Below are 14591 nucleotides of genomic sequence, written 5' to 3'. Positions count from 1 at the left end.
CTAAGCCCGGTCAGCACATTCAGGTTTTATCAGCCATCGCAACAACAATTAGAAGACTACTTCCCTTTAGAACCCCCTACCCTTTCCTATAAAGGCCATCAAGTTTATTGATGATTGTTTATCAGTAAACTTGCACACGAGGTAGCATACAAATATTTACAGTTTTCCAGGAATGCAAAAACCACCAGTTAAAAAAAGGATTCTGCTTATTGGCGGGAATTACTTTCCTGAACCTACAGGAATCGGAAAATATAGCGGGGAAATGATGGATTGGCTGGCAACGAACAATTACGAGTGTGCCGTTATTACTACTTTTCCCTATTACCCACAGTGGAAAGTGGAAGAGCCTTACCGCAAAGACGCATCGTGGTACAAAAGCGAATTGAGAATGCCTGGCGAAAACGCCTCTCCAATTAAGATCATTCGCTGTCCGCATTATATACCCGCAAGCCCGTCGGGTCTCACGCGAATAATTTCAGACTTCAGCTTTTTCTTTTCTGCCTTTTTTGTGGTTTTCCGGTTGCTTTTTGCCAAGCGATATGATTACGTGATAACGGTTGCGCCGCCCTTTGCGCTGGGACTACTGGCGATTTTTTACAAGACCTTCAAACGTACGAAGTTCATCTATCACATCCAGGACCTTCAGATTGACGCAGCCCGCGAGCTGGAAATCGTCAAGTCGCCTGCTTTGCTTAACGTGTTGTTCGCAATAGAAAAGTTTATCCTGAAAAGAGCCGACCGGATAAGTACGATATCGGAGGGTATGATTAAAAAGATTAAAAATAAAATAGACAAAAACATATTACTGTTTCCAAATTGGGTGGATACAACAAAGTTTACGCCCCTGCATGACAAAACTGAAATTAAGACTGCATACGGCTTTTTGCCGGGTGATATCATCTTCTTGTATTCAGGCGGAATTGGGGTAAAACAAGGATTGGAGGCAATCCTGCATTCGGCCAAACGTTTTGCAAGCAATACCCGGGTAAAGTTTATTATTTGCGGATCGGGCCCATATAAGACCACGCTCGAAGCACTCAAAAATAAATTGAACCTGCAGAACGTTGTATTTCTACCGCTGAAGCCAGTGGAAGAACTTAATCGATTTTTGAACCTTGCTGATTTTCACCTGGTAATTCAAAAAGCTAATGCAGGCGATTTGCTGCTACCGTCGAAACTGACGACTATACTTGCTGTTGGTGGTATCTCGATTGTAACCGCCAGTGCCGGAACGAGCCTTTACTCAATTGTCAAGGAAAACAGAATCGGAATCTTAACGGAGCCAGACAACCAGGAAGCGCTTAACGAGGTCATTGCGAAAGCACTTGATGGCATGAACGAACATGGAACCGTTAGTATTAATGCACGTGCGTACGCCGTTCAGCAACTGAGCACGCACACCATTTTACAAGGATTCATGCAGGCCGTTGAACAATCGCAAAGTGGAGCATACACAAAAGAAAAGCTCATCAGGGCGTAATAGGACTCTTAAAACCTGGAAGATTGGATGGCTGTGACCTTAAGTTATTTTTTATGCAATTAATTAGAATTATAAGATAATTTGGTAATATCTTCGGCGAGGAAGATACTACGCTACTTTTCGAAATTAGTTTACAGGCATTGTATTACATACGGTTATCACTCCCCCGTTATCTGAATTCAATATTCACTTCGCCAAGCCAGTTATTAATTCTACTCACTACACAACTCGGAGTTTAATTCTTCGTTTATAGTGAAAACGCACCCTTGAAAACAGACCATTAATGAATGCAACACCAACTGACTTACCAGACTCAACACATCTGTTAAGCACAGAACGTTCGGCAGGTGATGCGACCCGCATTCCCTCTTCACCTCCGGTTATAGTGCCTGTTCAGCAAGGTAAAGAAGGTTATTTGTGGTCGGTTATGATACCATCCTACAACTGTACACAATACCTGGCGACCACAATAACAAGCGTACTGCAGCAAGACACGGGAACAAACATGCAAATTGAAGTAATTGATGATTATAGTACAGATGGTGATGTAGAGACAGTCGTGAAAGAAGTTGGAAAAGGCAGGGTTGGCTATTACAGGCAACCACGGAATGTGGGTAGCTTGAGAAATTTCGAAACCTGCATCAATCGCGCTAAAGGCAAGTGGGTGCATATCTTACATGGCGACGATTTGGTACATTCCGGCTTCTATAATGAAATTGAGACCCTGTTCAAATTGGATGAGCATATCGGCGCTGCGTTTGTAAACAATTCAACAATTGATGCGGGAGGAAAAGTTAAATCGGTTCATCCAAACATTTTACCTGCGCCAGGCATCATTCCCGACTTTCTTTACCAAATTGCAAAGTACCAAAGGCTGGAACCCCCTGCTATTGTGGTAAAAAGAAGCGTTTATGAAAAGCTTGGAAGCTTTTACGCTGTTCACTACGGTGAGGATTGGGAGATGTGGACCCGTATTGCAGCTAACTATAAAGTGGCTTATTCGCCAAAAATACTGGCTTCTTATCGCGCGCTGAAGGTTGGAAATATAAGTTCCATTTCGATTAGTACAGGCCAAAATCTTACTGACCTTTTGAAGGTTATTGATTTGATACAACCCCTTTTGCCACCGGATAAAAGAGACGCTATAAAGCGATATTCAATCCGGCACTATGCAATATATTCTATCAAACTGGCGCACGGTTTAATAGGTCATAACAACAAAGCTGCGATACTGCAGGTGAAAGCCGCATGGCGCCTCGACCGAAGTGCCAAATCGTTTTATTGGCTGTCCAAATTTTTTGCAAAATACCTGATGGCATCTGTCGTACCCGGAAATACAACGAAGGTGAAAACAAAACCAGCTTAGCAATAGGGTTAACTACAACTTCTTAGCTGTTCGGAATCCCGATATTGTTAAAGCAACTTGAATTTTCGTTCATTTAACCGATGCTTAACCGGTAGTTTCGCTTAAATCAGTGCACATTAGCGGGGTACGAATGCGAAATTAACCAGGTACTGCATTGCATTTATAGTGTGATAGCAAAAAGCAATCTTTTTGCTTGTTTAAAATTATTTACCATAAAAAAACCCATTGTTGCTGAACCATACGGTACTCACCAGGTAGCAAAGACAGAAGATGAAACACGCAACAGTAATTGGATCAGGCATTTCAGGTTTAAGTATTTCACGTATGCTGAGTGACCGTTATCAGGTAAGCATTCTCGAAAAGGCGGATAAAGCAGGTGGATTAATAAAATGCGACCGGGTAATGGGAAGCCTTTTTCACCGGGTGGGGGGGCATGTTTTTAATAGTAAAAATGAAACGGTGTTAGATTGGTTCTGGAGTCATTTTAACCGTGAGGAAGAATTTATTAAAGCTACCCGGAATGCTAAAATCCTGTTTGATGACCAACTGCTTGGATATCCCCTCGAGAATTATCTATACCAGCTCCCTGAAGAAAAGCTCCGACCTATAATTGATGAACTGCTCACAATGGTTTCCCAGGTACCTAAAGCACCGGAGGAGTATCCAAACTTTAAAGCGTTCCTGATCGGGAACTTTGGTGAACAGTTGTACAACTTATACTTTGGCCCGTACAACGCCAAAATATGGAACACCGATATCAGCAAGGTGCCGCTGGAATGGCTTGATGGGAAGCTGCCGATGCCACAAATACGGGAAGTTATCATCAGCAACATCCTAAAAAAGGAAGAAGCATCGATGGTCCACTCCAGTTTCTATTATCCCAAAAATAATGGCTCGCAGTTTATCATTGATCGTCTTGCAGAGCAACAGGATATACAGCTTTCCTACCAGGTAAGTAGCATTGGTGTTGGTGAAAAAGGTATTGGCATCAATGGAGATGAACTGAATACGCAATTGTTGGTATACTGTGGTGATGTGAGGCAGCTGGCGGGTATAGTGGCCATAGAAGATGAATTGCTAAGGACATGTTTGGATGCTGTAACCAATCTTCCGAGTAATGGCACTTCAAATGTGCTGTGTGAAACAGATGACACAAACCTTTCCTGGATGTATCTTCCCGAAGAAAAGTACAAGGCCCACCGGATCATCTATACGGGTAACTTTAGCGGAACAAACAACGAACCCAATCGAAGAAAAACCTGTGTTGTTGAGTTTTCTGGTAAGCAAGACCAGGATGATATGCGCAGTGAACTGGCATTGTTGCCCGGCAATCTCAAGCCAATCGCTTTTAACTACGAACCAAATTCCTACATCATTCAGCAAAAAGATACCCGTAGTAAAATTGATACGCTTAAAAAACACCTGGCTAAGTACAACATCTATTTGCTGGGAAGATTTGCAGAATGGGAATATTACAACATGGATAAGTGTATAGAATCGGCAATGGAACTAAATAAAACGATCAGGTAGAATATTTCGGGTTTTAAAATGAAGTCAGGCTTACATATACACGTTTTTATTGCAGGTGTATTAACATAAGAATAGCATTATGGTCGCATCTGCATTTTACCGTCGCGCAGGAAAGCCTTGTTGAAATTTCCCCAACGACGGTGAAAAGCAGTCTTAAATTAATATCAATTAATGTCGGAAAAAGTTATCGAAGTCGAAAACCTTTCAAAAGTCTACCGTTTGGGGGAAGTTGGTACCGGTACGCTTTCCCGTGATATTGAGCGATGGGTGGCAAAGGCCAGAGGAAAGCAGGATCCATTTACCATTATCGATGAAGCGTCTGGCGTTAATAAACCAACAGATGATATTATCTGGAGTTTAAAGGACATTGACCTTACCATTCAACAAGGTGAGACATTGGGAATAATCGGCAACAATGGCGCAGGCAAAAGCACGCTGCTAAAGTTGCTTAGCCGTATTACAACACCAACAAAAGGAACCATAAAAGTTAAGGGCAAAATTGCAAGTCTGCTGGAAGTAGGCACAGGATTTCACCCTGAACTTACCGGAAGAGAAAACATCTTTCTTAACGGTGCCATCCTCGGCATGCGAAAAAAAGAAATCGCAAAATTGTATGATGACATTGTTCAGTTTGCCGGGGTTGAGCGATATATCAATACCCCGGTTAAACGCTATTCTTCTGGTATGTATATCCGGCTTGCTTTTTCTGTGGCCGCACACCTTGAAACGGACATCTTAATCGTAGACGAGGTGCTTGCTGTTGGAGATGCAGATTTTCAGAAAAAGTGTCTCGGAAGAATGGAAGAATTATCAGGAAAACAGGGCAGAACCATCTTAATGGTAAGTCATAATTTGCAGGCGATTGCTAATCTCTGCGAAAATGCAATATGGCTTGACAAGGGACAGATTGCGAAAAAGGGTAAGTCAAAGGAAGTTGTAAAAAGCTATACCGCAAGCACAAAGCCAAAGGAGACAGTTCAGAGTTGGGAGGATTTTGATTCTGCTCCGGGAAATGAGCTAATCAAGTTAAGAAGAGCTGTGGTTAAGCCGGTATCTGCAGAAGCCGATGCTTACATAACGGTACGAACACCTGTGCAGTTGAACTTTGAGTTTTGGTGCAATGTTGATGATGGCGTGGTCAATATCAATGTCATTCTTCTGTCGACAAAAGGAGAATGTATCTTCAACCTGGGCTCTCATAATCTTGAAGCAAAAAAAGGTGTACTGGCACTACAAAGTACAATACCGGCAAACCTGCTAAATAACAAAACCTATACAGTTTCTCTCGGAGTTATGAAGAATAATGCTGCATTAATTGCTGATTTTCAGCAATGCATTCAGTTTGAAGTGGAAGACATCAGGGAAGGGATGTACTATTTTGATACCTGGCCGGGACTGATCAGACCTGAAATCGATACATTTATTTTTTATAAGAACCCGGATAAACAGTAAGCATAACATGTTATACATGCTTCCATATCTAAGCAGTACATCCAATGCAATGAATGACTGTTTCAGAACAGATAGCCGGAAACAAAGTTTGGTAAACGTTACCGCTTATTAGTGATGCCAACAGCTATATTGGATTTAGATATCGATAATTTACCTGAGGCAATTGAGTTGTCTGACCGGTATGATAAAGCCTTCATCTTGCTTCGACAGAACAAGGTTCCCCTGGGCAAGATCGTTGTTCCGGTTATCGACAACCAGGTAATTACAACCGAAATCCTTTCCGAAATAATAGCCTCCACTGGACCAGCGCTGGCAAAAAACATGGTGTTAGATTACCTTGGCATAGATAGAAATGAGCACCTTAGCCAAAGCAAGGTGAAAGCAACTATCGCAGTTTGTACGCGCAACAGGACATCTGATCTTCGCAAGTGTATAGAAGGACTTTTGAAGTTGCCTGATGATGGACAGGAAATCCTGATTATAGATAACTGTCCTTCCAATAATGACACGCAGTTACTCGTTGAAAGTTTTGGAAGCCTCAGGTATGTAAGGGAAGACCTTCCGGGCCTAAACAATGCCCGGAACCGGGCTTTGAAAGAAGCAACACATGATGTTGTTGCTTTTACCGATGATGATGCGATTCCGGACTATGGTTGGTTACGTGCATTGATGGCCAATTTCAGCGGCACACAAACGGCATGTGTTACGGGGCTCACGCTGCCACTTGAATTGGAAACAGAGGGCCAGGAAGCGTTTGAAAGTTATAGTCCATTTAGTAAGGGGTTTAAACGCGTGGTGCATTCAATGGCAAGTCGTAATCCATTGGCCACTGGACAGGTTGGAGCAGGAGCAAATATGGCTATTCGAAAGCAGATTGTTCAAACCATAGGATTCTTTGATGAAGCTCTGGATGCCGGAACGCTTACCCAATCCGGTGGTGATCATGAATTCTTTCTTCGGATACTTACCGCAGGATACCAAATCATTTATGATCCGGCTGCCCTCAGCTGGCATCGTCACCGCCGAACTATGGAAGAAACAAAAAAAGCCATATGGGGCTACGGGGTAGGTGTATATGCGTTTTGGACCCGCACATTAATCGAAAAGGGTGAGTTAGGCATTATAAAGCTTCCCATAAACTGGTTTTTTCATGAGCAGTTGCGTGCATTGATTAAATCAGCAATCAAGTGGCCGGGAAGCCACCCCTTCACACTGGTATGGGCGGAACTGTCGGGGTGTATTTACGGACCCTGGGCGTACCTGGCATCGAGGAAACGGGCACATAAACATTTGAAGAATGGATAGTGGATGTCAGATTGCAAGCGTTATCATACCAACGCATAATCGCAAAAACTTACTGCAAGGTTTATTAAGCAGCCTGGCCCAACAGACCTTCCCATTGCAACAGATGGAAGTAATTGTTGTAGCCGACAATTGTTCAGACGGCACTATTGAAATGCTGGCGGCTTACAATGCTCCATTCCGCCTGGAGTTTACAAGTGGCCCCGGTATGGGAGCAGCAACCGCAAGAAATACAGGAGCACTCCGGGCAAGCGGCAGGGTGCTTATATTTATAGACGACGACATCGACCCTTCCCCCGGCCTTGTAGAGGCACATCTTGCAAAACATACTGCCAGCGACGTCGTTGTTATTGGTTATCTTCCTTTACCCCTTGAAGAAGATCCCGGCTTCTACAGGATCCTCCTTCGAAAATGGTGGGAAGATGAGTTCGGGGAATTTTTATTACCGGGACATCGGTTTTCGTACCGGAATCTGCTTAGCGGTAACTTTTCCGTAAGCCGCGAGCGGTTTACCCAGGCAAAGGGCTTTGATACCAGTTTTGACTGCAGGGAAGACTATGAGCTTGGTGCGCGCTTATTAAAGGGCGGGGCAAACTTCGTATTCTCGCGTGATGCATATGGCTACCACCTCGACACCGAAACGGACCTGAAACGATCTCTCGGAAGAAAAAGAAAAGAAGGAGCAGCCGACGTGTTATTTGCCTTACGACACCCCGATCTTTTACCCGACCTCCAGATATCAAAATACGGGTCCTTAAGCGGTAAGGAAAGTTCCACGCTTTCTCATTACGCATTTGAACAGAATAAGGTAGGTGACTTTATGGCCGGTCATGCGATCAGCCTTATGCACATGCTGGAGCAACTAAAACTTCGCTCATTGTGGCAAAAGTTAAGTAATAAGGTACACCAATATTGGTACCTGCGGGGAGCAGCAGATGCGCTAAAATCGCGCACTGCACTTGATGAGCTGATTAGTGCCTCATCAACTGCTGATATCAAATCAGAAGCTTTAAAAATTAACCTCAAACTTGGTTTACCTGAAGCAGAACGAATCCTGGACTTTGAAAGACCTTCCGCGATGCAGCTATTTTATGGTGACCAATTTATCGGGGAGGTAAAAGCAATTGCTGGTGCTGAAGACTTGCGAGGTAAACACTTGCGACCAATAATTGCAGCTAAATTCCTAAAGGAAATGTCAGAAGCATTGGCTTTGGACGAACCTTTCAAAACTCATCTATCTGGTCGTTTGACAACCAAATTTGCTCAAGAAAAATGAAACGAAAACAACGCGGGATGATGTTGTGGATCGAAAATACGCTCCAATATTTGTTACAAAAGATTAGCGGCACATCCTATATACCAGAACACACTGATGATTACAGGTTAGGTTGGCAACCGGGACATTTCTATTCTCCGATTCCTTCACTGAAGCAGGTTCAATCCAGAGAGCACATCATATGGGGAGCATTTCCAAATCAGCTCGCGGGGATCGATTTGCAGGAAGAGCAGCAGCTTGCTTTGCTCGCGAGTTTATCGCAATACTATGTTTCGCAGCCGTGGAAGGATCATAAACAAGAGGGTCTCAGGTACTACTTTGAGAACCCTAACTACTCCTATGGAGAGAGTCTGACCCTCTACTATTTGCTCGTTCACCTTAACCCCAAGAAAGTGATCGAAATTGGTTCAGGCTTTTCATCAGCAGCAATGCTCGATATCAACGAGCGATTTCTCGGGAACAGGGCAGCAATTAGTTTTGTTGAACCATATCCAGACTTGCTGCGATCTTTATTAAAACCGGAGGATCATAACAACATCAATATACATTCAAGTCGCCTCCAGGAGTTAGATCCGGAGGTTTTTCAAACCCTGGATGCTGATGACGTTTTGTTTATTGATTCTACGCACATCTCCAGAATTGACAGTGATGTAAACCATATCTTATTTACCATTCTGCCAAAACTTAAAAGCGGGGTCTATATCCACTTTCACGACATTTACTACCCCTTTGAATATCCAAAAAACTGGATACTGCAGGGACGTGCCTGGAATGAAGCTTATATACTAAGGGCTTTTCTGCAATACAACACAGCATTTGAAATTGTGGTGTTCAACTCTTTTATCGGGCATTTTCATCAGGATTTTCTTAAACAACGAATGCCATTGTATGCCAAAAATCCCGGTTCAAGTTTATGGCTGAGAAAGAAATAGCAGCAACCCGGAGAATAATCAAAGTACTGCAAGTTGATCTCGCACAAGACTTGGAGAACCTTATGGTAGATCCCCGGTACAATTGCTACCGTATTCTTGTACTGATTGATAAGAAGCCCCTCGGTTGGGTTACACTTACTGTTGGACCCGGTAATAGCTACATTGGTTATGATGAGGTCATGAGCGCAGTCAGAAGTGAACTGAAGCTGCCGTTGGTAGAACTTTCCATTTTAAACAGAATTAGGGCTAGTCACCGCGTTTCTGATGCAGGGCCCATTAGCATCGTTGTTTGTACCCGCGATCGAACTGCCCTGCTCGCTTCGTGTCTTAACGTACTAACAGTATTGAATTATCCAGTCTTTGAAATTATTGTAGTTGATAACGCCCCTTCGTCAGATGACACTTTTGAATTAGTGAAAAAATTTCCGGTTCGTTATGTAAGGGAAAATACGCCGGGGCTCGACTGGGCACGCAACCGTGGTATACAGGAAGCAAACTACCCCATTGTAGCGTTTACCGATGATGATGCTCATCCCAATCAACATTGGCTCTGGATAATCAATGAAAGCTTTACGAACCCTCGGGTAATGGCCCTTACCGGCTATGTAGGTCCTGCTGAATTAGAACACCCTGCGCAGGAAATCTTCGAAATTGGTTACGGGGGAATGGGACATGGGTTTAGGCAACGCTATATCCGAAAAGCAACTTCCACGGATCAGCAGCTTTTATGGGCCAGTAGCTTCGGCGTGGGTGCGAATATGGCATTCAGAAAGACAGTCTTCCAGCAAGTAGGAGATTTTGACACGGGGCTGGACGTTGGTACTCCTTCTTCCGGGGGTGGTGATATTGAAATGTTTCACCGGATTGTTTTAAATGATCATCTGCTCCTTTATGAGCCGTCCATGATTGTTTGGCACTATCACCGCTCTACAGACCAGGCGTTGCGTAAACAGGTTTATAACAACGGCCGGAGCTTTGGCTGTTATTTAATCGATTGCTATATAAAAAGAACAGTCAGGAGACCGAGCATCGTACGGTTTTTCCTGGTTAACTGGCTCTACAAATGGAACATTCGAAATTTGTTGAAACGCGGCGACACCATTCCCAGGTCACTTTCACTTACCGAGTTACAAGGGATGTTAACCAGCCCGTGGGCTTATCGGAAAACCCGGCTGATGCAACGTGAAACGGTGGCGAAAAGTAAAGAAAATTGATAAGGCAACAGTTGTAATCAGGGGTGCACTCTTGTTTGATAGCCTTATAAGTTACAATTAACAACCCCGCTTAATCACAATGCAAATAACATTAGCAAACAACAGCTTGTCGGTATGCACGTTTAACATCAGTTAATGAGGGTCTTCTTTGAAAGCCTAACAAGCACCAGCTTAATCCGAAGGAAAACTGCCTGTCCAAGATTGTAAGATCCACCGTTAAGCAATTGATCCGGACACATTTTGTTGAGACTAAGGTTTTTCGATGATCTGTTGGTGGACCTTTGTAGAATATCGCACCTGAACAAAGACTAGGTACACTTATGAATATTTCGTACTGTACTGTCTCATGCTTTTTGCTCCTGGATCAAGCCTGGCGAAAGTTCATGTTAAACTTACTCCCTTCAAGCTTCAATAAGAAGTTCAATTCAACTAACTGTAATAAATGGTCTCAGGTATTTCAGTGATCGTTCCTGCATATAACGCAGCAAAAACCATTAGTGAAACAATTGGTTCATTGCTTACACAGCGTTATCAGGAATGGGAAGCAATCATCATCGATGATGGTTCTACTGATGACACCGACGGGATAGTTAGCCCATTTGCAGCAAAGGATAAGCGCATAAAAATCATTAAGCAGGAGAATCAAGGTGTGTGCGTTGCAAGGAATACAGGTATTGCAATTGCGCAGCATGAATGGCTGCTTTTTCTTGATGCTGATGATTGGATTTCACCGGAGCACTTACACAACATGGGCCAAAAACTGGATGCAAATGCTCATTTGGACGCTGTTGTATGCGGTTGGAACATCATCACGCCTGAGGGAGCATTGAGCGGTGCAACATATCCAATGATTACAGAAGATATGTTCCCGGCATTTGCCCGAACCTGTGCTTTCATCATGCATTCCTGCATAGTACGAAAGGAACTTGTCACCAGTGTAGGCGGATTCACCCCTGGCTTAACGATCTGTACAGATTGGGATTTGTGGCAGCGTGTAGCACGCACGTCGGCACGTTTTGGTGAGTTAAGAGAAGTGCATGCATTTTATAGAATGTCACCGCAGTCAATTTCGAGGAATGCTAATAAATTCTTTAGTACCGCGCTACAAATTCTTAAACTTGGCTTTTCGGCTGACCCAAGGGTTAGCAATCCGAACAAAAAATATATCAATGGACTTGACCCGGCAAATCTTGAAGCGCAACAATTTTATTGGGCGAGCTGGTGTGCCGGTCTGTTTATCAGTGAAGGTAAAGACGGTCGAGCCCTACTCGATCTGGTTAGTGACTCCTGTTGCGACATGGATCCTGCTTTTGTTGCCGATAACTTATTTGATGCAATTTGGCGGCAAACCTGCAAGCTGCCTTCCACAGTTTACGTATTGTGGCCAGCTACGGTAGACAGTTTGAAGCAATTCCTGTTTGCATTTGAATTGAAAACGGGTAACAAATTACTTGCACAAAGGGTGGTAGCAGAATTGGCGCGTAAGATGCTCCGGAATGCAGCGATCTCTAATCCCGCGATGGTTGAAAAGACCTTTGCAATACGCATGGAAATCACAGAAGAAATCATAGATATCGTTGCACCGGATGAAGCAGAACGCATTCATATTTCTATAGAGATAGGGTCTGAGAAAATCGGCAGTATTGAGTTACCCGTATGCGACCGAATAGTAACTACCCCGGTTTTAAAAGATGCAATTGCCGCTGAGTTCTCCTGGCTAATATTGGAAAAGTTTTTCCAGTACAATGTTTATGAGCAAAAAGAGATTAAGGGTGATCTCCGGGATCATCATAACACCTGGGGGTGGACCAAATTTCTGCAGCAATTATGGGAACGCGATGGTTGGGACGGTACCCTTTTCTATGATCCTGAAACACCCGAGTCTGAGTTCGCAGAAGTCATAGATTGCACCCATATACCCGTTGTTGAAATCAGTGAAACATTACCCGCGCTTTCTTTGCGGGGCGGAACCAAACAAATCATGTTATCGGTAGCAGGGGTCGTCGCTGGGATGGTTGACATGAGTGCTTACGAGGAAAAAAACATTGTCAGCCCGCAGGCATTGCGGGCAGGCATCACGATCACAACTGGTTTTGACTTATGCGTACTCTGCGTTAGAGAAGCCCTAGTTGGTAAACCCCTGGATCAAAAAACAACCATTCGCAAAAGGCTGTTGGAAGCAAAGACACAGAAAAGGGCTTCAGATCCATGCGGGCAAAGTAGTGTCGCGGTTACGGACCACGAATTCGGTTCGGTTAACGAGATAATATGTATCGGAAGACGTGATGGCGACTTTGGAACCAGTTCTTCGCGTAGGGTGACATTACCATTGGCCGTGTTACCGTTTTTCGAGGGCTTGGAGGATCGCTTCATGAAAAAACAACCAACTTTCGGCCCTGGGCAATTTTGCTATTGCCCCAATCTTATTGAGGTTGGTATTAATACAAAAACAGTAAGCAAGAAAAAGGCAATAGCCGATACAGCAGCCGAGCCTTATGGCAGGTCTTATTTCGAGACAATCTTCGCAAATAACCATGATCCATGGAACAGTAGCCATCCTTACGAACAAAGCAAGAACGCACTTACGCTCTCGCTGTTACCACCCGGCAAGTTTAAGAACGCGCTTGAAATTGCTTGTGCCGAAGGGCATTTTACCATGCAGTTGGCAAATATTACGGATAACCTTTTTGCCTGTGACATATCAGAAATTGCGTTGCAACGAGCGCGGGAAAGATGCAGTCATTTGGACAACATCCGGTTTCAACATTTGAATTTTATAACGGATTCCTTACCCGGATCCTTAGACCTTATCGTTTGCAGCGAAGTGCTTTACTACATCACTGAGTTGAGGTTGCTGAAGGATGTAGCTAAAAAAGTTGCCCGTTCAATTTTGCCGGGTGGGTATTTAATTATGGCCCACGCAAACCAGTTAGGTGAAGAGCAGAATAGCACCAGCGAAGTTGTGGCCTTACCTTTTGGTGCCACCCTTATAGGCGAAATCTTTTCAAAAACGCCTAATCTCACAATGGTCAGGGAAATTCAAACCTCCGGCTACTCCATACATTTATTTCGCCGGGAGACAATGAACTTTCCATTTTTTTCCAGGCACAAGCACCAGGTGGAAAGGATTGAGCAGCCGGAGCTTTTGCCTGGAGGCAGTCCGGTACAAGTTGCGCCGGCTCGCAGCATCATTTTGCCAAGGCGACTCGCGGTAAGCGAAACACAACAATTACCAATTCTAAAGTATCAGCACATTAGCGGGGATCAAATAAGCAAGCCTGCGGGACCCTGTGTGAACAAGCGGAATTTTGAACAACAGCTAGCGTTTTTGCGCGACGCAGGGTATTATTCTGCCCGCCTGGAGGATTGGCAAAATGCAATACTTACCCGTAAGCCCTTGCAAGGTCATGCTATCGCGTTGACATTTGACGGTGGCTATTCCGATTTCTACGAGCATGCCTGGCCATTGTTGAAAAAATATGGATTTAATGCAACCGTCTTTTTAACCGCAAACGGCATCAATATACCGAACCAGAGCGGAATGCAAGATGTCGGAGGTGAATTTTTGTCAAAACAAGAGATTATAGCTTTACAGGAAAACGAGGTTGAGTTCGGATCACATTCGCTTTCGGGGTACCATCTAACAGGACTGTCGCACGTGGAAATGATCAAAGAAGCTGCTGAGTCGAGAGTTATACTACAGAATATTTTGAAATCACCTGTGAAATTATTTGCCTATCCTTATGGGGACATCGACCCTGTTGTTAAACATTTCATCGGTGCCTGTGGATATACTTTGGGCGTGGCAAGCATAAACACGAAGAGTACATTAACAGATGACCTGTTAAGTTTGCCCCGGATTGAAGTTGCTGGTTCGGACAACTTCGAAAAATTTGTTTTAAAATTAAGTTGAGTCCCGATCGTCACATGGCTGAAGTTCAACCTCAATTACGCTTAGCATTCACCAGTCCCGAAATGATTTTTTCAATACCGCTGCTTCATCTCTGCTTGCTTTTAATCTACAAGCAACACCGGTGCT

The 14591-nt window shown here is 43.9% G+C and carries 9 protein-coding genes; all 9 read left to right on the top strand.

Annotated elements, in window-relative coordinates; translation table 11 throughout:
• Positions 1–172 precede the first annotated feature (172 nt).
• The 9 genes from EXU57_RS20720 to EXU57_RS20680 all read left to right on the top strand — a co-directional run bounded on the left by EXU57_RS20720 (position 173) and on the right by EXU57_RS20680 (position 14465).
• Positions 173–1480 (top strand): WcaI family glycosyltransferase, encoded by a 1308-nt coding sequence (locus tag EXU57_RS20720; protein WP_133270174.1) that lies wholly within the window; start codon positions 173–175, stop codon positions 1478–1480.
• Between the two features lie 283 nt (positions 1481–1763).
• Positions 1764–2846: a glycosyltransferase family 2 protein gene (locus EXU57_RS20715; protein ID WP_133270173.1), complete on the top strand. Its 1083-nt coding sequence runs from the start codon at positions 1764–1766 to the stop codon at positions 2844–2846.
• A 270-nt stretch (positions 2847–3116) separates the two neighbouring features.
• Positions 3117–4376: a protoporphyrinogen/coproporphyrinogen oxidase gene (locus tag EXU57_RS20710; RefSeq protein ID WP_133270172.1), complete on the top strand. Its 1260-nt coding sequence runs from the start codon at positions 3117–3119 to the stop codon at positions 4374–4376.
• Positions 4377–4547: 171 nt separating this feature from the next.
• Entirely contained in the window at positions 4548–5828 is a 1281-nt protein-coding gene (locus tag EXU57_RS20705; protein WP_133270171.1) for a polysaccharide ABC transporter ATP-binding protein, read from the top strand.
• A gap of 129 nt (positions 5829–5957) precedes the next feature.
• Complete coding sequence (locus EXU57_RS20700; protein WP_207955556.1) at positions 5958–7133, top strand: glycosyltransferase family 2 protein; 1176 nt, start codon at positions 5958–5960, stop codon at positions 7131–7133.
• The gene (locus tag EXU57_RS20695; RefSeq protein ID WP_133270169.1) at positions 7126–8406 is read left to right on the top strand and encodes a glycosyltransferase; all 1281 of its coding nucleotides are present in this window, start codon (positions 7126–7128) and stop codon (positions 8404–8406) included. Before EXU57_RS20700 ends, EXU57_RS20695 begins: the two co-directional genes overlap by 8 nt.
• Complete coding sequence (locus EXU57_RS20690; RefSeq protein ID WP_207955555.1) at positions 8403–9338, top strand: class I SAM-dependent methyltransferase; 936 nt, start codon at positions 8403–8405, stop codon at positions 9336–9338. Before EXU57_RS20695 ends, EXU57_RS20690 begins: the two co-directional genes overlap by 4 nt.
• Positions 9320–10552, top strand: a complete 1233-nt coding sequence (locus EXU57_RS20685; RefSeq protein ID WP_133270168.1) for a glycosyltransferase — start codon at positions 9320–9322, stop codon at positions 10550–10552. The genes EXU57_RS20690 and EXU57_RS20685 overlap by 19 nt, the downstream gene beginning before the upstream one ends.
• A gap of 442 nt (positions 10553–10994) precedes the next feature.
• Positions 10995–14465 carry a trifunctional glycosyltransferase/class I SAM-dependent methyltransferase/polysaccharide deacetylase gene (locus EXU57_RS20680; protein WP_133270167.1) on the top strand — a complete coding sequence of 1157 codons (3471 nt, stop codon included), beginning with the start codon at positions 10995–10997 and terminating at the stop codon, positions 14463–14465.
• The last annotated feature ends 126 nt before the right edge of the window (positions 14466–14591 follow it).

Source organism: Segetibacter sp. 3557_3, from assembly GCF_004354985.1.
In the GTDB taxonomy this organism is placed as follows: domain Bacteria; phylum Bacteroidota; class Bacteroidia; order Chitinophagales; family Chitinophagaceae; genus Segetibacter.
Note: the sequence above shows the minus strand (reverse complement) of the source record. Positions and strands in the feature narration are given on the sequence as shown.

Bases quoted from the DNA above. Each gene is read 5' to 3' on its own strand.
- EXU57_RS20705 (WP_133270171.1), top strand. From the start codon at position 4,548: ATGTCGGAAAAAGTTATCGAAGTCGAAAACCTTTCAAAAGTCTACCGT.
- EXU57_RS20680 (WP_133270167.1), top strand. From the start codon at position 10,995: ATGGTCTCAGGTATTTCAGTGATCGTTCCTGCATATAACGCAGCAAAA.
- EXU57_RS20695 (WP_133270169.1), top strand. From the start codon at position 7,126: ATGGATAGTGGATGTCAGATTGCAAGCGTTATCATACCAACGCATAAT.
- EXU57_RS20710 (WP_133270172.1), top strand. From the start codon at position 3,117: ATGAAACACGCAACAGTAATTGGATCAGGCATTTCAGGTTTAAGTATT.
- EXU57_RS20685 (WP_133270168.1), top strand. From the start codon at position 9,320: ATGGCTGAGAAAGAAATAGCAGCAACCCGGAGAATAATCAAAGTACTG.
- EXU57_RS20715 (WP_133270173.1), top strand. From the start codon at position 1,764: ATGAATGCAACACCAACTGACTTACCAGACTCAACACATCTGTTAAGC.
- EXU57_RS20690 (WP_207955555.1), top strand. From the start codon at position 8,403: ATGAAACGAAAACAACGCGGGATGATGTTGTGGATCGAAAATACGCTC.
- EXU57_RS20720 (WP_133270174.1), top strand. From the start codon at position 173: ATGCAAAAACCACCAGTTAAAAAAAGGATTCTGCTTATTGGCGGGAAT.